Here is a 17,000-nt window from a genome sequence, read left to right on the forward strand (position 1 = left end):
GCTCGACTCCGTCCGGGCGGTGACGCGCGGCTCCCCTGTACACACTCCGCGTATACACGGGATGTATACACATTGCGTATAGCACCCTCGGCCACTGCCCGTGCAGGGAGGCTTCGGAAGGACCGCGTCTCACGCGCCCGTTGCCGATCAAGACGGCGATCGCGTCCGGGAGGTTGCCTGACGGCCCGAAACCCGTTGCGCGGCGGCCCGGTCGGGACACAGGATGGCCGAACTCCCGCCCCCCTCACGGAAAGCAGGACGCCGTTGCCATCAGCTCCGATGCACGCCGGTGAGACCCTGATCGACGGTCCGCTCGTACGGCACCTGTTGGCCGGACAGTTTCCCCGGTGGGCCCGGCTGCCGCTGAGACGGGTGCGGTCGTCCGGAACGGTCAACGCCCTCTACCGCCTCGGCGACGATCTGGCCGTCCGCCTCCCGCGGATCGCGGACGGCGCCGACGACGCGGTCAAGGAGCACACCTGGCTGCCGCGTCTCGCTCCGCGGCTTCCCCTCCCGGTCCCCGAGATCCTCGGCCTCGGCACCCCCACGGCCGACTATCCGTGGCACTGGTCGGTGGTGCGCTGGCTCGACGGCGAGGCCCCGGCACCCGGCGCACTCACGGACGCCCCTCGACTGGCCGCCGATCTGGGCGCGTTCGTCTCCGCGCTGCGCACGGCCGGGCTGCCCGGAGGTCCCGCCTCCTACCGGGGCACGCCGCTGACCGCTGTGGACGCCGAGACCCGCTCGGCGCTCGAGGACCTGCGCGGCACCGTCGACACCGGCGCCGCGCTGGCGGCCTGGGAGGAGGCGCTGGACGCTCCGGTGTGGACGGGCCCGCCGTGCTGGCTCCACGCGGACCTGATGCCGATGAACCTCCTGGTCCGCGAGGGCCGCCTCAGCGCCGTGCTCGACTTCGGCACCCTCGGCACCGGCGATCCGGCCTGCGACTTCATCCCCGCCTGGAACCTCCTGCCCGCCCCGGTGCGGCCCGTCTTCCGGGAGGCGGCCGGCGCCGACGACGCCGGCTGGGCGCGGGGGCGCGGCTGGGCCCTGTCCATGGCCCTCGCCCAGCTCCCGTACTACCGCGACACGAACCCGGTGATCGCGGCCAACGCCCGGCACGTGATCACCGAGGTGCTGGCCGAGCGTCGGAGGTCGTAGCCGGGAGCGGGCGCGGCCACTCCGGGCCGAGGCAGCTCCGGGCCGAGATAGGTCCGGGCCGAGATAGGTCCGGGCCGCGGCCACGCCGGACCGCGGTACTCCAGGCCGAGGCCAGTCCAGGCCGAGGTCAGTCCACGAGGGCCTGTGTGCCGAGGACGCCGAGGAGGGCGACGCGTTCGGCGTCCTCGGTGCCGGGCTCGGCCGTGTAGACCATGATCCTCAGGTCGCTGCCCGCGACGCTGAGCACATCGCAGTCCAGGGTCACGGCGCCCACCTGCGGATGGTCGATGATCTTGCGGGACGCCTCGTGGCGGGCGACCGCGCCGGACTCCCACAGCTCCGCGAACCGCACGCTGTTCGCGCACAGGTCCTCGATCAGCTGCCCGAGGCGCCGGTCCGTCGGGTACCGGCTCGCGGTCGCGCGCAGGTCGGCGGCGAGCGTCGCCTCGAAGGCGCGCCGCTCACGCGGGGTGTGCCGCACCCGGCTGCCGGGACCGACGAAGTTGCGCCACACACCGTTGCGCTCGTTGCCGCGCCACCCGGAGGGATCACCCAGCAGGGCCGCGTACAGCGGGTTGGCCAGCAGCAGGGTCCAGGCCGCGTCGAACACCGCCACGGGCGTCCCGTCCAGCCGGTCGAGCAGCCGGTGCACGCCCGGGGTGATGTGGGCCGGCACCATGCCACGGCCCGGCGGCACCAGCCCCGCCACCTGGAAGAGGTGCTCGCGTTCGGCTCCGGACAGCCGCAGTGCCCGGCCCAGGGCCTCGACCACCTGCTCCGAGGGATGTGCTGCCCGGCCCTGTTCCAGCCGGGTCACGTAGTCGACCGAGATGCCCGCGAGCAGGGCCAGCTCCTCGCGGCGCAGTCCGGCCGCGCGCCGCGTCCCGCCGCCGGGCAGCCCGACGGCCTCCGGGGTGACCCGGTCACGCCAGCGGCGCACCGCGCGCCCGAACTCCGTGTTCGCCATGCCACCCACTGTGCACCCGACCGGACGAACGCGCCTGGTACCGCCAGTCCCAGGAAGACCGGACTCCTGGCTGTCCGCGGCGCGCGGCCGGACGCTGGACGCATGACCACCACACTCGTCACCGGAGCGAACAAGGGTCTCGGCCTCGAGACCGCCCGCAGGCTCGTCGCCGCGGGACACACCGTCTACCTGGGCAGCCGCGACCCCGAACGCGGCCGTCGCGCCGCCGCCCTGATCGGGGCCCGCCCGGTCCTCCTCGACGTCACCGACGACGCGTCCGTGACCGCCGCGGCCAGGACCGTCGCGGCCGAGGGAGGGCTGGACGTCCTGGTCAACAACGCCGGTGTCGAGGGGCGGGGCGAAGGGAACCGCGTCATCGGCCCGGCCGAGGTGACCGCCGCGATGATGCGCGAGCTGTTCGAGACCAACGTCTTCGGCGTCGTCCGGGTGCTCCACGCCTTCCTGCCCCTCCTCCGGCGCTCCGCCTCGCCCGTCGTCGTGAACGTCAGCAGCGGCCTGGCCTCGCTGGCCGGGCTCACCGATCCCTCGGTACCCGCCCATGGCTATCCCGGTGTCGCCTATCCGGCGTCCAAGACCGCCGTCAACACGATCACGGTCCAGTACGCGAAGGCCTTCCCGGATCTGCGGGTCAACGCCGTGGAGCCGGGCTTCACCGCCACCGACCTGAACGGCAACACCGGGACGCAGACGGTGGAGGAGGGCGCCGAGATCATCGTGCGCATGGCGCGGATCGGCCGGGACGGACCGACCGGCGGCTTCTTCGACGCCGCGGGGCCGGTCCCCTGGTGAACCGACCCGCCCTTGCGTCGGCGCGTCCGTCCCGCCGACGGACGGGCCGACGGGCGCGCGGAGGGCCCGGCGGGCCGACACCGAGCCAATGGAACACTTATTCGATTACCGGAGTACGCTGGCCCCATGGCCACGCACCTCCAGGGTTCGCTCTTCGACCAGACCGACGAGCTCCGTCTCGGCCCCCTGACCGGGCTGCGCCGCACCACGCTCGGCGACGGCGCCTGGATCGACCTGCTTCCCGGCTGGCTGAGCGGGGCCGACGAACTCTTCGCCCGCCTCGCCGCCGAGGTCCCCTGGCGGGCCGAACGGCGCCAGATGTACGAGCACGTGGTGGACGTCCCCCGGCTCCTCGCGTACTTCCGCGCCGACGACCCGCTGCCGCACCCGGTCCTGGACGAGGCCCGGGACGCCCTCTCGGCCCACTACGCCGGGGAACTGGGCGAGGCGTTCACGACGGCCGGGCTCTGCTACTACCGGGACGGCCGCGACAGCGTGGCCTGGCACGGGGACAGGATCGGCCGGGGCGCCCGGGAGGACACGATGGTCGCCATCGTGTCGGTGGGAGCCCCGCGTGATCTCCTGCTGCGGCCCCGGGGCGGCGGGGAGACGGTCCGGCGGCCGCTGGGCCACGGCGATCTCATCGTCATGGGCGGCTCCTGCCAGCGCACCTGGGAGCACGCGATCCCCAAGACCGCACGGGCGGCGGGGCCCAGGATCAGCATCCAGTTCCGCCCCGCCGGAGTGAACTGACCCGCACGGACCGGCCGCGCGGCCCGCTCGCGACGAACGGGGCGCAAGGCCGTGAGCCCGGCCCAAGGCGTGAGCCCGACCCAGGGCGTGAGCTGGGCTCAGGGCGTGAGCTGGGCTCAGGGCGTGAGCTGGGCTCAGGGCGTGAGCTGGGCCTGTACCGCGGGCGCGTACCGCTCGACGATCTCGTCGACCGGGGTGGCGCGCAGGTGCGAGCCCCGCGCGATCCCGTACATCACTCCGAGGCCGAGCAGGGTGCCCACCGCGAGTTCGGCGCGCAGCCCCGCGTCCGGGCCGCTCAGCCGCCCGGCGAGCCGCTCGCTGACCTGTGCGCGGAAGTTGGCCCGCAGTATCTCGCCCTGCTCCCCGTGCAGCGGCGCGAAGACGATCCGCAGGACGGGGTCCACGCCGCGCTGCGTCTGGCCCTCGAGGAGATGGCGCACCATGTGCCGGCCGAGCTCCTCCAGCGGGGCGTCGAGCAGGGCGTCGGCGTCGGACTCGAAGGACATGACGCGGGCGAACAGCGCGTCCTTGTTGCCGAAGTACTTCAGGATCAGCGGCGCGCTCACCCCGGCCCGGTCGGCGACCGCCTTCAGGGTGATGTCCGCGTGCGCGTGCCGGGCCAGCAGATAGCGGGCGGCGCGCAGGATCGCGGCCTTGCTCGCCTCGGCGTCCCGGCGCGGGGCGGACCCCGCCTCCGGCGCCTGCCGCCCCGCGGTCGCGGAGTCCGGCTCCTCTCGCCCCTCGGCCGCGGACTCCGGCTCCCGGCGCGGGGCGGACCCCGCGTCCGGCTGCCCGTGCGGGGCCGGTGCGGCGTCGCGCTCCCCGTGCTGCGGAGCGGCGGCCGGCTGCTCGCCGGGCCCCGGGACCGCCGGGGACGCGGTGAGACCGGAGTGCGGGGTGGTCACGGTGCTCAGGCTCCTTCGAGTGCCTCGTCGCGGGACGCGCCCGCGGGACGGCCGGTTCGCGGGGTCTCGCGGGAGGCGGGGTCGGTGGGTATCGACAGTGCGGCGGCGCAGGCCACCAGTGCGACGGTACCCGCCATGACGAAGGCCAGCACATAACCGTGCAGGGTCGGCACCGGGGCGCCCGCGACCAGGCTGGTGTGGTGCACGAGCACGGCGGCCACGGCCGCGCTGCACACGGCCTGCCCGATGGTGCGCATCAGGACGTTGACGCCGTTGGCCGACGCGGTCTGCCCGGCCGGCACCGCGCGCAGGATCAGCGTGGGCAGGGCGGAGTAGGCGAAGGTCGTACCGATGGAGCAGACCGTGGCGCCCAGGATGATCGCCCACAGGTCGCGGCTGTCGGCGATCCGCAGGACGTAGCCGGAGGCGATGATCGCCGTACCGAGGGCCAGGGTGATCCGGGGGCCGCGGGCCGCGGATATGCGCGCCGACACCGGCGAGAGCAGCAGCATCGTCACCCCGCCGGGCAGCAGGCACAGACCGGTGGCCACGATGGACAGGCCGAGTCCGTAGCCGGTGGCCTTGGGCGCCTGGACGAGCTGCGCCGTGACCAGCGAGTTCCCGTAGAAGGAGAACCCGGTCAGCAGCGCGGCGACGTGCGGCAGGGCGACGCGCGGACGGGCGGCCAGCCGCAGGTCGACGAGGGGACGTTCGGCACGCAGCTGCTGCCGCCACCACAGCACGAGGATCGCGGCGCAGCCGGCGAACAGCCCGAGGACGCTCGGGCTGGTCCAGCCCCAGGTGCCGCCCTGGGACACGGCGAGCAGCAGGCAGACCAGTCCGGCGGCCAGACCGAAGGCCCCCAGTGTGTCGAAGCGGCCCGGCTGCCGGACGGGGGACTCGCGTACGGCCCACCAGGCCAATGCCGTCCCGAGGACGCCGAGGGCGGTCGTCGCCCAGAACATGACGTGCCAGTTGGCGTACTGCACCACGAGGGCGGCGAGCGGGAGGCCGAGGGCGGCGCCGATGCCCACGGTGGAGCTCATCAGCGCTACGGCGGAACCCGTGCGCTCCGGCGGCAGCTCGTCGCGCAGGATGCTGATCGACAGCGGGACCACGGCCGCCGCCGCGCCCTGGAGCGCCCGCGCCACGATCAGGACGCCGATCTGCGAGGTGAGCGCGCACATCAGCGAGCCGACCGTCATCATCCCGAGGGCCATGAGCAGCACGCGCCGCTTGCCGTACATGTCTCCGGCGCGGCCGAGGACGGGCGTGAGCACAGCTCCGGCGAGGAGGGTCGCGGTCACCATCCAGGAGACCGCGCCGGCCGAGGCGCCGGTGAGCCGGGGCAGGTCGGGCAGCAGCGGGACGACCACCGTCTGCATGACGGCCATGAGGATCCCGCCGAAGGCCAGGACAGGGATCGCGAGCCGCTCGCGCAGGGCCGCCATCGGCACTCCAGAAGTTGACGTGAAAAAGGGGTGAATGACAATTCACCTTACCGGTGAATTGTCATTCACCCCAAGTGGGTCCACTGCTCCGAGGCGCACGGGGGCGCCCCCGCGGCGCGATGCGGCGGCCACCGCGCCCCGCGCCCAAGGCGCTACAGGCGCTACAAGCGCTACAGGGGTGGTACACCTAGCGCTGCGCCCGCGCCTGGGCGCTGCGGGCGACCTTCGGCCCGAGCCAGCGCTTGAAGCGGCGCAGCACCTCCAGCCGCCCGGCGGCCCGGTCGATCCGGTAGTAGAGCTGCGGCGGCACGTACGGCAGCAGCGGCGAGTGCCGCTGCCCGAGCAGGGCGAACATCTGCGCCGGCGGCAGCCCGATGTAGCGGGGCAGGTTCTCGTACCACTGGGCGCTGTGGCGGGCCGCGCTCTGCACCGGCAGGAGCTCGGCCCTGCGCTCCCGGCCGTAGCGGGTGAGGGCGGTGTCGAGGTCCGCGTGGTCGCGCAGGGCGCGCGCGAGGGCGATGGCGTCCTCCAGGGCGAGGGTCGTGCCGGCGCCGATCGAGTAGTGCGTGGTGTGGGCGGCGTCGCCGAGCAGGACGAGGTTGCCCCGGTGCCAGGTCCGGTTGGTCAGGGTGCGGAAGGTGAGCCACTGGGCGGCGCCGTGCGGCTGTGCCCGACCGATCAGCCCATGCCCGCGCAGCAGGCCGGCGAAGAGTTTCTCCAGCAGCGCCAGACCGTCGGACTCGCTCGCGGTATCGAGTCCGAGGCCGGTCCAGGTGCGCGGGGCGCACTCGATGACGAGGGTGCTCCGGTCGTCGCCGAACCGGTAGGCGTAGCACCAGATCCAGCCATGGTCCGTCTCCACGAAGGAGAAGGTGAAGGAGTCGAAGACCTTGGTCGTGCCCAGCCAGATGTAGCAGTTGCGCCCCCGCGTGACCTCGGTGCCGAAGTGACCGGCGTACCGCTCGCGCAGGGCGCTGTTGATCCCGTCCCCGGCGACGACGAGATCGGCCTCGGGCAGGTCGTCGGCGGTGATCTCGCTCTCGTACGCGACCCGGACCCCCAGGGACCGGGCCCGTTCGGCGAGCAGGTCGAGCATCCGGCGGCGGCCGATGCCGAAGCCCTCGTCGCCCGGTGCCACGGTCGTGCGGGTGCCGACGTGGGCGACGCCGTCGTTCCAGCTCACCGAGTTCTCGGCGACGGCGAGCGCGGACGCCGGGTCGCCCTCGCGCAGCTTGTCGAGCAGAGCCGCCCAGTACGTCACGCCCCAGCCGTACGTCGAACCGGCGGGGTTCCTCTCGTGGACGGTGATGTCATGGGACGGGTCCTGGAGCTTCATCAGGATCGAGAAGTACAGGCTTGCGGGTCCGCCACCGACGCACGCGATCTTCACGCGCACTCCCCTATGTTGCACATTGCGGTCGATTGTGCACGAAGAGTAGCAGCGGGGGTCGCGCCCGCGGTTCACGCCAGATCGCGGGCGTGAGCCGCGCCACGAGCCGGCCCCGGCCACCGCAAGATCACCGAACGGGAGCCCTCCCACCGGAGGATTTCCTTCCGCGACCATCTCGCGAACCGGTCGGACAGCAAGATCATCTTCGTTCAACTCTGCACGACATGTACGCGATTGTCCTGATCGCAGCCAACCGACATCCGGCGATTTCTCCTGTTGTTTGACGACCCGATAGGCATATCGGGTCATCAACGCACCTGATCACAGGAGGTCTCCGCATGCCGGAGCTCACTCGCCGCCGCGCCCTCGGGGCAGCCGCCGCGCTCGCCGCGGGCGCGGGCGTCCAGACCCTCGCCCCGTCCGCCGCCTCCGCGGCACCGGAGGGCCCGGCCGCCGCACGGCCGTCCATGGCCGGGCACCACCACGGCGGCCCGGAGCCCTTCGACGAGGTCTTCAAGGGGCGCCGCATCGAGGGCCGCGCGGTCACCGGCGGCGGCCACCATCACGGCGGCGGATACGGCGTGTTCGTCGACGGCGTGGAACTGCACGTCATGAGCAACGCCGACGGCAGCTGGATCAGCGTCGTCAGCCACTACGCGCCCGTGCCCACCCCGCGCGACGCGGCCCGCGCCGCCGTCGTGGAGCTGCAGGGGGCGCCGCTCGTGCCCTTCGCCGCCAACTGAACCACCCAGCAAGCAGATCGTGGAGTCCCGCACATGACCGTACGCAAGAACCAGGCGAGCCTGACCGCCGAAGAGAAGCGGCGATTCGTCGACGCGCTGCTGCAGCTCAAGCGCAGCGGAAAGTACGACACCTTCGTCACCACGCACAACGCGTTCATCCTCGGCGACACCGACACCGGCGAGCGGACGGGACACCGTTCACCGTCGTTCCTGCCCTGGCACCGCAGGTTCCTCCTGGAGTTCGAGCGGGCCCTGCAGTCCGTCGACCCCTCGGTGGCACTGCCCTACTGGGACTGGAGCACCGACCGCACCGCGCGGGCGTCGCTGTGGGCGCCGGACTTCCTCGGCGGGACCGGGCGCAGTCTGGACGGCCGCGTGACGGACGGCCCCTTCGCGGCCTCCGCGGGCAACTGGCCGATCAACGTCCGTGTCGACAGCCGCACTTACCTGCGCAGGTCGCTGGGCACCGGGGTCCGGGAGCTGCCGACCCGCGCCGAGGTGGAGTCCGTGCTCGCCATGGCGACGTACGACATGGCGCCCTGGAACAGCGGCTCGGACGGCTTCCGCAATCACCTCGAAGGCTGGCGGGGCGTCAATCTCCACAACCGGGTGCACGTCTGGGTGGGCGGCCAGATGGCCACCGGCGTCTCCCCCAACGACCCGGTGTTCTGGCTCCACCACGCCTTCATAGACAGGCTGTGGGCCCAGTGGCAGCGCCGGCACCCCGGCTCCGGCTACCTTCCGGCCGGCGGCACCCCGGACGTCGTCGACCTCGGCGAGACGATGAAGCCGTGGAACGACACCCGGCCCGCCGACCTGCTCGACCACGCCGCGTTCTACACCTTCGACACGGTCTGAGCCCGGCAGCACCTCGACCGCCCGGACCGGCCCGGCGCCCGGGTCAACCTCCGGGTCCGGGTCAGTCTCCGGCTCCGGCTCCGGCTCCGGCTCCGGCTCCGGGTCAAGCTCCCGCTCAGGCCTACGCCTCGGTCCGGCACTCCGGGTGGCCCCAGCCCTGCGCGTTCTTCGCGATGGGCTCGCCCGCGGCGTAGGAACGCCCGCACACACAACGGCCGTTGAACTTGGCCTTGATGGTGCGGCCGGACGCGCCCGGCCGGGACGTCTTCGCGGCCGGACGGCGGCGGGAGGCGCCCGCGGCGACCGGGGTGTCGGGGGAGGCCGGCGGCTCCGGGGACCCGAGGTCGCTGCCGGCGGGCTGCTGCACGATCGCGGCCTGGCTGGCGGCGCGGTCGGCGAAGTCGTTCAGCCGGTCGCCGTCGACCTGGTGGGCGGGGACGTAGCGGAACTCCACCGAGCGGCCGGTCAGGAGTTCGTCGATCCGCGCGACCAGCTCCTGGTTGGCGACGGGCTTGCCCGCGGCGGTCTTCCAGCCCTTGCGCTTCCAGCCCGGCAGCCAGGTCGTGACCGCCTTCATCGCGTACTGGGAGTCCATCCGGATCTCCAGCGGCACCTCGGGCCCGACGGCCGTCAACAGGCGCTCCAGTGCGGTCAGTTCGGCGACGTTGTTCGTCGCCGTGCCGAGGGCTCCGGCCTCCCAGCGGGCCGGGGCCTCGTCCCCGTCGGCGACGACCCAGGCCCATCCGGCGGGTCCCGGGTTTCCCTTCGAAGCCCCGTCACAGGCGGCAACAACGCGTTCAGGCATGTCCCCGATCATGCCACGCCCCGGAGGGGGCCCGCGGTCGCGGGTGGCCCGGGCCCCTCCGGGAAACGCTCAGGACACGTCCGTCATCCCGGGCATCTCGCCCTGGGTCGCCTTCATGTCGATCACGGAGAACGCCGCGCCCTGCGGGTCGCTCAGCGCGGCGAAGCGGCCGAAGGGGCTGTCCATCGGACCGAAGCGCAGGACCGCGCCCCGCTCGGTCGCCCTGGCCACCGCCTCGTCGCAGTTCTCGACGGAGAAGTAGACGTTGACGTACGACGGCACCTCGGGCGGGAAGTCGTCCGTCATCCGCATCCGGCCGAGCACCGGGTTCTTGCCGATGCTGAAGACACGGAAGTCGACGGCGTCGTCCTGCATCTGCTGCGCGGTGAAGGGGAAGACGGCCGGGAAGAACCCGTCGGACTTGTCCGGGTCACGGGTGAAGACCTCCGCCCAGGCGTACGCGCCGGGCTCGCCGACCGATTCGAAGCCCTCGTGCACGCCCGCCTGCCAGACTCCGAAGACCGCCCCGCCGGGGTCCCGGGCCAGCGCCATCGTGCCGAAGTCGCCGACCTGCATCGGCTCCATCAGCACCTCGCCGCCCTCGCTCCTGATCTTCTCGGCGGTCGCGGCGGCGTCGGGCGAGGCGAGGTACAGGCACCAGGCGGACTGGCCCTCCTGCCCCGGCATCGGCGGCACCACCGCGGCGACGGCCTTGCCGTTGGAGAAGGCCTGCGTGTAGTTGCCGTACTCCGAGGACGCCTCGCCGAACGTCCAGCCGAGCACGTCCCCGTAGAAGCTCTTGGCACCCTCGACATCGCTGAACATCGCGTCCGCCCAGCAGGGCGTTCCTTCAGGCTGTACGGCCATGACCCGACCTTCTCCTGTCCGGTGAACGGTTGCGCTGCTCACGCTAGAGCGCCTTCACCGGGGCCGCGCGCCGAACCGCGGGCCCTGTACGAGACTGGAGAACGGACCGACCGGAGAGCCGACGGGACGGGGCACGTGATGATGCGGGCGTGGGAAGTGATCCGGCCGGGGTCGGTCGACGGCGATCCGCTGCGCCTGGTGCGCCGGCCGGTGCCCGCGCCCGGCGCCGACGAGCTCCTGGTGCACGTCCGCGCCTGCGGGGTGTGCCGCACCGATCTGCACGTCACCGAGGGCGACCTGCCCGTGCACTGCCCTCGGGTGACACCGGGGCACGAGGCCGTGGGAGTGGTGGCGGCGACCGGGCGGGCGGTCGACGGCTTCACCGTCGGCGACCGGGTGGGGGTGGCCTGGCTGCGCCGTACGGACGGCACCTGCGGGTACTGCCTGCGGGGCGCCGAGAACCTCTGCCCGGCCTCCGAGTACACCGGCTGGGACGCCGACGGCGGTTACGCGGAGTACACGACCGTCCCGGCCGCCTTCGCCTACCCGCTGCCCGACGGTGTGGACGACATCGCGCTGGCCCCCCTGCTGTGCGCCGGCATCATCGGCTACCGGGCGCTGCGCAGGGCCGCGCTGCCGCCGGGCGGCCGTCTCGGCCTGTACGGCTTCGGCGGCAGCGCCCATCTGTGCGCCCAGCTCGCGCTCGCCGAGGGCGCCACCGTGCACGTACTGACCCGCGATCCGGCCGCGCGACGGCTGGCGCTCGGTCTCGGGGCGGCCTCCGCCGGAGGGGCCTACGACGAGCCGCCCGAACCCCTGGACAGCGCGATCCTCTTCGCGCCGGCCGGTGATCTCGTCCCGGTCGCCCTGCGGGCCCTGGACCGGGGCGGTGTCCTGTCCGTGGCCGGCATCCATCTGAGCGACGTCCCGCCGCTGCGCTACGAGAGCGACCTGTTCTACGAGAAGCAGCTGCGCAGCGTCACCGCCAACACCCGTCAGGACGGCCGGGAGTTCCTGGAACTGGCGGCCCGGCACTCCATCCGTGCCACGACCCACGCCTATCCGCTGGAGCAGGCACCCCAGGCCCTGCGGGACCTCAAGGAGGGCCGCTTCGAGGGAGCGGCGGTACTGGTGAACGAGCACCCGCCACAGGGCTGAGCATGCGGGCTGGCCACCCCCGTGCGTGGATGGACCCAGGCGGGTGCTGCGGTGGAGGTGCGATGGCGGGCCGGGGCGACGACGGGGCGGCGGGTGCGGGGACGCCGTCCGATGCCCTGGCGGACGCCACCGAAGCGATCGGCACGACCCTCGACGAGACGACGACCTGCGAGGAACTCGCCGACTTCGCGTGCCGGCACTTCTGCGAGGGCGCGGCGGTGGACCTGCTGCCCCCGGACGAGTCGGCGGGCCGCCGCTCCCCGGACCCCTCGTTCGCGCGCCTGGCCACGGCCGGCCGCACCGCGCTGCTCATCCCGCCCGACGGCCCGCGCCCCCTGTCCGCCCGGGCAATCGGCGAGGGCCGCGCGATCGCCGTCCCGATCGGCCTGTCCGCCCGGACGCCCCGGCAGGTCATGGCGGTGCCACTGCTCGCCCGGGACATCCGCTACGGGGTGCTGCTCGCCGTCCGGCAGGGGGCGCCGTTCACCGGCACCGACCAGTGGGTCGCGCAGCACGCGGCCAGGCTCGCGGCCGTGCACCTCGGCCACGCCCGGCGGCACGCGTCCCTGCGCGGCACCGTCCTGGACCTCCAGCGGGCGCTGCTCGCCGCACCGGGGCGGCCGCATCCGAACCTCGACCTCGCCACCCGCTATCTCCCGGCGGGCGGCGGCGCCCTGGTGGGCGGGGACTGGTTCGAGACCGTCCGGCTGCACTTCGGGCGGACCCTGCTGGTCGTGGGCGACGTGATGGGCCACGGTCTGGACGCCGCGGTGGACATGACCGCGTACCGCTCGATGCTGCGCTACGTCGCCTCCACGGACCTCCCGCCCCACCGCGTGCTGCGCCGGCTGGACACGGCGGTCGCCGAGGACGGCACCCGGCGACCGGCCACCTGTCTGCTCGTCCGGGTCGACCCGGCGCGCGGCACCGCCGTGATCGCGGGCGCGGGGCATCTGCCCCCGATGGTGTTCGCGGGCGACGGGTCCGGCGAACTGCTGCCGCTGCCGGTGGGACCGCCGCTGGGTACGGGGGTGGGCGGCTACCAGCAGGTGGTCCGCCGGCTCTCCTGCGACGACACCCTGGTCATGTTCACCGACGGTCTCGTCGAGCGGCGCGGCGAGGACATCGACACCTCGCTGGCCCGGCTGGCCGCGCTGCGCCTGCCGCCGGGCGCCGCGGTGGACGAGCTGCTCGACGAGGTGCTCGCCGCGCTGGACGCCCGGCACGCGGAGGACGACGTGGCGGTGCTGGCGGCACGGATCCGCCCGCGCGAGCACCCGGCCTGAGGCAGACGCCCGGCACCCGGCCTGGGCGCGGGGCGCTCACAGGGACGCGGCCGGGGCAGGTGCCGCCAGGCGGCTTCGGGGGCTACTCCCCCGCGTACGCCTTCTCCAGGGCCGGCAGGTCGAGCTTGGACATCTGGAGCATCGCCCGGGTCGTGCGGGCCGCCTTCTCGGGGTCCGGGTCGTCGATCAGGTCGATGAGCCGGGAGGGGACGACCTGCCACGACAGTCCGAACCGGTCCTTGATCCAGCCGCAGGGGCCCGCCTCGCCGCCGTCCTCCTGGAACCGGTTCCAGTAGTGGTCCACCTCGCCCTGGTCGGCACAGAGGATCTGGAACGAGATCGCCTCGTCGAAGGTGAACTGCGGGCCTCCGTTGAGCGCGACGAACTTCTGCCCGTTGGCCACGAACTCCACGACCAGCACCGAACCGGCGGGGCCGGGGCCGGCCTCGGTGGTGCGGCCCGTCCGGACGATCCGGGAGTTCTTGAAGATCGAGACGTAGTAGTGGGCGGCCTCCTCGGCTTGGCCGTCGAACCAGAGACAGGTGGTGAAACCGTCGGCGGTCATGGGTACCTCCTCGGTCGGGAAAGCATCGTCACTCCTGTCGACCGATCCTGGTCCGAAAACTCATCGGCCGCGCGCGCACGGCCACCCACGCGACCCGGAAAACCGTTCCCGGACGCCCCGCACGCGGGGATAGCATCCGCCGGATGATCTCCCCCGACTCCCCCGGCATTCGTCCCTTCCGCGTCGCCTTCCCGCAGAGCGACCTGGACGATCTGCACCGGCGCCTCGACTCCGTCCGCTGGCCCGACGAACTGCCCGGCGTGGGCTGGGCCTACGGGGTGCCGAAGGACTACCTCCAGGAGCTCGTGCACCACTGGCGGCACGCCTACGACTGGCGCGCGGCCGAGGAACGCCTCAACGCGTGGCCCCAGTTCACCACCGAGATCGACGGCGCCCGGCTGCACTTCGCGCACATCCGCTCGCCGGAGCCGGGGGCGACGCCCCTGATCATGACGCACGGCTGGCCCGGGTCGATCGTCGAATTCACCGACGTCGTCGGGCCGTTGACCGATCCGCGGGCGCACGGCGGCGATCCCGCCGACGCCTTCCACCTGGTCGTGCCGAGCATCCCGGGCTTCGGGCTCTCGGGCCCGACCCGGGACACCGGCTGGGAGTTCACCCGGGTGGCCGCCGCCTTCGCCGAGCTGATGGAGCGCCTCGGTTACCGGCGCTACGGCGCCCAGGGCGGGGACTGGGGCGGCGCCGTGTCGCGCGAGCTCGGACGGGCGTACCCCGACCGGGTGACCGGGGTCCACCTCAACCTGCTGCCGGGTTCGTCCGCGGCCACCGAACCGACCGCCGTGGAACTGGCCGCGCTCACGCCGTACGAGCGCGAGCGCACCCTCGACTCCTGGCGGCGGGGCCGGGACTGGAACCGCGAGGAGGCCGGGTACGCCGCCCTCCAGTCGACCCGGCCGCAGACGCTCGCGTACGCCCTCACCGACTCGCCGGTGGGTCAACTCGCTTGGATCGTAGAGAAGTTCAGGGCGTGGACGGACTCGAACGACCGGCCTGAAGAGGCGGTCGACCGGGATCTGCTGCTGACCAACGTGATGCTGTACTGGCTGACCGGCACGGCCGGTTCGTCCGCGCGGATCTACTACGAGCGGGCCCACGCGGACTACTGGGGCGCGCCGCCGGAGCCGTCGGCCACGCCGACCGCGCTCGCCGTGTTCCCCGAGGAGAACTTCGTCGCGCTGCGCCATGTCGCCGAACGCACCGACAACATCGTCCGCTGGACGGAGTTCGACCGGGGCGGGCACTTCGCGGCGATGGAGGAGCCGGATCTGCTGACCGGGGACGTCCGGGCGTTCTTCCGCCGGCTCCGCACGGACGCTTCGGGCGCCATGGACACCCCGGACGCCCCGGACTCGTTCGACGCCTGAGGGGCGCCGCACACGCGGTGCGGCTCTGCCGAGGGCGAATCTGCCACGGGCCGAGAAATCCCCTCCGGCGCCCGCCGCGCCCCGAGAGTGGAGTCAGCGGCGACCTCCGCCGTGTCACGACCAGGAGGAACCATGGCTCCCCTCATCACCGGCCGGCATCCGGCCCGCACGGCGTGGGCCGAGGAGGGCGACACCGCCCCGACCCGCTACGACGACCATCTCGCCGCGCAGCTGCTCGTCCAGCGGATCGTCTTCCTCGGGACCCAGGTCGACGAGGTGTCCGCGAACCGCGTGTGCGCCCAGCTGCTCCTGCTGTCCGCCGAGGACCCGCGCACCGACATCAGCCTGTACATCAACAGCCCGGGCGGTTCGGTGACGGCCGGGCTCGCCATCTACGACACCATGCGGCTGATCCCCAACGACGTCTCGACGCTCGCGATGGGATTCGCCGCCAGCATGGGCCAGTTCCTGCTCAGCGTGGGAACGCCCGGCAAGCGTTTCGCCCTGCCCAACGCGCGGATCATGATGCACCAGCCGTCCGCGGGCATCGGGGGCACCACGGCCGACATCGAGATCCAGGCGCAGAACCACGAGTTCACCAAGCGGGCCATCGAACGGATCACCGCGGAGCACACCGGCCAGAGCGAGGAGACGATCTCCAGGGACGGTGACCGCGACCGCTGGTTCACGGCGGAGCAGGCCAGGGAGTACGGCATGGTGGACCGGGTGGTGGAGTCGCTCGACGACGTCCGTCCGGCCTCCTCGCGGCGACGGGCGGGACTCTGACATGGGTACGTACACGATTCCGAACGTCGTGGAGCGGACCCCGCAGGGCGAGCGGTCCTACGACGTCTTCAGCCGGCTGCTGTCCGAGCGGATCATCTTCCTCGGGACGGAGATCGACGACGGGGTCGCCAACGTCGTGATCGCGCAGCTCCTCCATCTGGAGTCGTCGAGCCCGGAGAGCGAGATCGCGATCTACATCAACTCGCCCGGGGGATCGTTCACTTCGCTGATGGCCATCTACGACACGATGACCTTCGTCCAGGCGCCGATCTCGACGTTCTGCGTCGGGCAGGCCGCCTCGACCGCGGCGGTGCTGCTGGCCGGGGGCGATCCCGGACGGCGTTTCGTCCTGGAGCACGCGCGCGTGCTGCTCGGCCAGCCGGCCAGCGGCGGCCGTCAGGGCACGGTGTCGGACCTCAGTCTCCAGGCCAAGGAGATGCTGCGGATCCGCTCGCAGGTCGAGGAGGTGCTGGCCCGGCACACCCGCCACGACGTCGCCACGCTGCGGGCGGACATGGACCGCGACAAGATCTTCACCGCCCGGGAGGCGGTGGAGTACGGGCTCGCCGACGAGATCCTCAGCCGCCGGCTCGCCGTGGTCTGACCACGGCGGGCCGGGACCGGACCGGCGTCAGGCGGCCAGGCACATGCCGTCGCGGCGCGCGGCCGAGGACCGCGCCGGGGCGGTGCGGCTCCGGGGGGACACGGCCCGGGTGTGCCGGGTCAGTTCCCCCTGGGCCAGCGACAGCAGGTCGGTCAGACCGAGCCCCAGGGCCCGCGCGGCCGCCGCGAGGACCTCGGAGGAGGCCTCCTTGCGGCCGCGCTCGACCTCGGAGAGGTAGGGCATCGAGATCCGGGCCGCGTCGGCCACGTCCTTGAGCGTGCGTTCCTGGGCCAGCCGTTCGCGCCGCAGGACGTCGCCCACCAGGTCGCGCCACAACGGCTCCTTGGCGGCGGGCGCCGGCGCCTCGGGTCCCCTGCGCGGGACGAGGACCGGTGGCCGTGGAGCACCGGCCGGGGCTACGGCCGCCGGCGGTGTCCGGGAGGTCTCCGGGGCCGTGGGGCGCAGGGGGATGACACGGGCTTCGTCGGTCACGTGGTCGCTCACCC

18 protein-coding genes are annotated in these 17,000 nt (G+C 73.2%); 10 read left to right on the plus strand and 8 right to left on the minus strand.

The features are described 5' to 3' along the window. Positions 1 to 279: 279 nt before the first annotated feature. Positions 280 to 1,161 (plus strand): aminoglycoside phosphotransferase family protein, encoded by an 882-nt coding sequence (locus IO36_RS02510; protein ID WP_037615531.1) that lies wholly within the window; start codon positions 280 to 282, stop codon positions 1,159 to 1,161. 127 nt (positions 1,162 to 1,288) lie between these two features. On the opposite strand, the gene IO36_RS02515 is transcribed toward IO36_RS02510, so the two are convergent. Then, complete coding sequence (locus IO36_RS02515) at positions 1,289 to 2,128, minus strand: helix-turn-helix transcriptional regulator (RefSeq protein WP_037615535.1); 840 nt, start codon at positions 2,126 to 2,128, stop codon at positions 1,289 to 1,291. 102 nt (positions 2,129 to 2,230) lie between these two features. Here IO36_RS02515 and IO36_RS02520 point away from each other — a divergent pair, with 102 nt between their 5' ends. Further along, complete coding sequence (locus IO36_RS02520; protein ID WP_037615537.1) at positions 2,231 to 2,938, plus strand: SDR family NAD(P)-dependent oxidoreductase; 708 nt, start codon at positions 2,231 to 2,233, stop codon at positions 2,936 to 2,938. 126 nt (positions 2,939 to 3,064) lie between these two features. Further along, positions 3,065 to 3,691, plus strand: coding sequence for an alpha-ketoglutarate-dependent dioxygenase AlkB (locus IO36_RS02525; RefSeq protein WP_037615540.1), 627 nt, complete (start codon positions 3,065 to 3,067; stop codon positions 3,689 to 3,691). A 134-nt stretch (positions 3,692 to 3,825) separates the two neighbouring features. Here the strand turns inward: IO36_RS02525 and IO36_RS02530 are convergent, their stop codons facing one another. The 3 genes from IO36_RS02530 to IO36_RS02540 all read right to left on the minus strand — a co-directional run bounded on the left by IO36_RS02530 (position 3,826) and on the right by IO36_RS02540 (position 7,437). Next, positions 3,826 to 4,338: a TetR/AcrR family transcriptional regulator gene (locus IO36_RS02530; protein ID WP_051899969.1), complete on the minus strand. Its 513-nt coding sequence runs from the start codon at positions 4,336 to 4,338 to the stop codon at positions 3,826 to 3,828. A gap of 263 nt (positions 4,339 to 4,601) precedes the next feature. Continuing rightward, the gene (locus IO36_RS02535) at positions 4,602 to 6,047 is read right to left on the minus strand and encodes an MFS transporter (protein ID WP_037615542.1); all 1,446 of its coding nucleotides are present in this window, start codon (positions 6,045 to 6,047) and stop codon (positions 4,602 to 4,604) included. Between the two features lie 187 nt (positions 6,048 to 6,234). Next, the gene (locus IO36_RS02540; protein ID WP_209441144.1) at positions 6,235 to 7,437 is read right to left on the minus strand and encodes an FAD-dependent monooxygenase; all 1,203 of its coding nucleotides are present in this window, start codon (positions 7,435 to 7,437) and stop codon (positions 6,235 to 6,237) included. A 338-nt stretch (positions 7,438 to 7,775) separates the two neighbouring features. On the opposite strand from IO36_RS02540, the gene melC1 reads away from it, so the two are divergent. Together melC1 and melC2 are read left to right on the plus strand one after the other, a co-directional pair. Then, entirely contained in the window at positions 7,776 to 8,180 is a 405-nt protein-coding gene (melC1, locus tag IO36_RS02545) for an apotyrosinase chaperone MelC1 (protein ID WP_037615553.1), read from the plus strand. 33 nt (positions 8,181 to 8,213) lie between these two features. Next, positions 8,214 to 9,038 (plus strand): tyrosinase MelC2, encoded by an 825-nt coding sequence (gene melC2, locus IO36_RS02550; protein ID WP_037615554.1) that lies wholly within the window; start codon positions 8,214 to 8,216, stop codon positions 9,036 to 9,038. Between the two features lie 121 nt (positions 9,039 to 9,159). Here the strand turns inward: melC2 and IO36_RS02555 are convergent, their stop codons facing one another. Beyond that, on the minus strand, positions 9,160 to 9,855 hold the full coding sequence (locus tag IO36_RS02555) for a ribonuclease H family protein (RefSeq protein WP_037615556.1): 696 nt from the start codon (positions 9,853 to 9,855) through the stop codon (positions 9,160 to 9,162). A gap of 57 nt (positions 9,856 to 9,912) precedes the next feature. Beyond that, positions 9,913 to 10,710, minus strand: a complete 798-nt coding sequence (locus IO36_RS02560) for a VOC family protein (protein WP_078942963.1) — start codon at positions 10,708 to 10,710, stop codon at positions 9,913 to 9,915. A gap of 141 nt (positions 10,711 to 10,851) precedes the next feature. Here IO36_RS02560 and IO36_RS02565 point away from each other — a divergent pair, with 141 nt between their 5' ends. After that, on the plus strand, positions 10,852 to 11,868 hold the full coding sequence (locus IO36_RS02565; RefSeq protein WP_037616113.1) for a zinc-binding alcohol dehydrogenase family protein: 1,017 nt from the start codon (positions 10,852 to 10,854) through the stop codon (positions 11,866 to 11,868). Between the two features lie 62 nt (positions 11,869 to 11,930). Beyond that, positions 11,931 to 13,154, plus strand: a complete 1,224-nt coding sequence (locus IO36_RS02570; RefSeq protein ID WP_037615561.1) for a PP2C family protein-serine/threonine phosphatase — start codon at positions 11,931 to 11,933, stop codon at positions 13,152 to 13,154. Positions 13,155 to 13,236: 82 nt separating this feature from the next. On the opposite strand, the gene IO36_RS02575 is transcribed toward IO36_RS02570, so the two are convergent. Beyond that, positions 13,237 to 13,719, minus strand: coding sequence for a VOC family protein (locus IO36_RS02575; RefSeq protein WP_037615564.1), 483 nt, complete (start codon positions 13,717 to 13,719; stop codon positions 13,237 to 13,239). Positions 13,720 to 13,862: 143 nt separating this feature from the next. Here IO36_RS02575 and IO36_RS02580 point away from each other — a divergent pair, with 143 nt between their 5' ends. From IO36_RS02580 to IO36_RS02590, 3 genes are all read left to right on the plus strand, one after another. Next, on the plus strand, positions 13,863 to 15,104 hold the full coding sequence (locus IO36_RS02580; protein WP_037615567.1) for an epoxide hydrolase family protein: 1,242 nt from the start codon (positions 13,863 to 13,865) through the stop codon (positions 15,102 to 15,104). Between the two features lie 132 nt (positions 15,105 to 15,236). Then, entirely contained in the window at positions 15,237 to 15,890 is a 654-nt protein-coding gene (locus IO36_RS02585; RefSeq protein ID WP_037615570.1) for an ATP-dependent Clp protease proteolytic subunit, read from the plus strand. Position 15,891: 1 nt separating this feature from the next. Next, positions 15,892 to 16,494 (plus strand): ClpP family protease, encoded by a 603-nt coding sequence (locus tag IO36_RS02590; RefSeq protein ID WP_037615572.1) that lies wholly within the window; start codon positions 15,892 to 15,894, stop codon positions 16,492 to 16,494. 27 nt (positions 16,495 to 16,521) lie between these two features. On the opposite strand, the gene IO36_RS48860 is transcribed toward IO36_RS02590, so the two are convergent. Further along, positions 16,522 to 16,998: a helix-turn-helix domain-containing protein gene (locus tag IO36_RS48860; protein WP_037615575.1), complete on the minus strand. Its 477-nt coding sequence runs from the start codon at positions 16,996 to 16,998 to the stop codon at positions 16,522 to 16,524. Positions 16,999 to 17,000 lie beyond the last annotated feature (2 nt).

This window comes from Streptomyces aureus, from assembly GCF_000725495.1.
Lineage (GTDB): Bacteria > Actinomycetota > Actinomycetes > Streptomycetales > Streptomycetaceae > Streptomyces > Streptomyces aureus_B.

What these genes read in the sequence shown, in the direction of transcription:
- IO36_RS02510 (WP_037615531.1), top strand. Translation starts at nt 280, where the DNA reads ATGCACGCCGGTGAGACCCTGATCGACGGTCCGCTCGTACGGCACCTG.
- IO36_RS02515 (WP_037615535.1), bottom strand. Translation starts at nt 2,128, where the DNA reads ATGGCGAACACGGAGTTCGGGCGCGCGGTGCGCCGCTGGCGTGACCGG.
- IO36_RS02520 (WP_037615537.1), top strand. Translation starts at nt 2,231, where the DNA reads ATGACCACCACACTCGTCACCGGAGCGAACAAGGGTCTCGGCCTCGAG.
- IO36_RS02525 (WP_037615540.1), top strand. Translation starts at nt 3,065, where the DNA reads ATGGCCACGCACCTCCAGGGTTCGCTCTTCGACCAGACCGACGAGCTC.
- IO36_RS02535 (WP_037615542.1), bottom strand. Translation starts at nt 6,047, where the DNA reads ATGGCGGCCCTGCGCGAGCGGCTCGCGATCCCTGTCCTGGCCTTCGGC.
- melC1 (WP_037615553.1), top strand. Translation starts at nt 7,776, where the DNA reads ATGCCGGAGCTCACTCGCCGCCGCGCCCTCGGGGCAGCCGCCGCGCTC.
- melC2 (WP_037615554.1), top strand. Translation starts at nt 8,214, where the DNA reads ATGACCGTACGCAAGAACCAGGCGAGCCTGACCGCCGAAGAGAAGCGG.
- IO36_RS02555 (WP_037615556.1), bottom strand. Translation starts at nt 9,855, where the DNA reads ATGATCGGGGACATGCCTGAACGCGTTGTTGCCGCCTGTGACGGGGCT.
- IO36_RS02560 (WP_078942963.1), bottom strand. Translation starts at nt 10,710, where the DNA reads ATGGCCGTACAGCCTGAAGGAACGCCCTGCTGGGCGGACGCGATGTTC.
- IO36_RS02565 (WP_037616113.1), top strand. Translation starts at nt 10,852, where the DNA reads ATGCGGGCGTGGGAAGTGATCCGGCCGGGGTCGGTCGACGGCGATCCG.
- IO36_RS02570 (WP_037615561.1), top strand. Translation starts at nt 11,931, where the DNA reads ATGGCGGGCCGGGGCGACGACGGGGCGGCGGGTGCGGGGACGCCGTCC.
- IO36_RS02575 (WP_037615564.1), bottom strand. Translation starts at nt 13,719, where the DNA reads ATGACCGCCGACGGTTTCACCACCTGTCTCTGGTTCGACGGCCAAGCC.
- IO36_RS02580 (WP_037615567.1), top strand. Translation starts at nt 13,863, where the DNA reads ATGATCTCCCCCGACTCCCCCGGCATTCGTCCCTTCCGCGTCGCCTTC.
- IO36_RS02585 (WP_037615570.1), top strand. Translation starts at nt 15,237, where the DNA reads ATGGCTCCCCTCATCACCGGCCGGCATCCGGCCCGCACGGCGTGGGCC.
- IO36_RS02590 (WP_037615572.1), top strand. Translation starts at nt 15,892, where the DNA reads ATGGGTACGTACACGATTCCGAACGTCGTGGAGCGGACCCCGCAGGGC.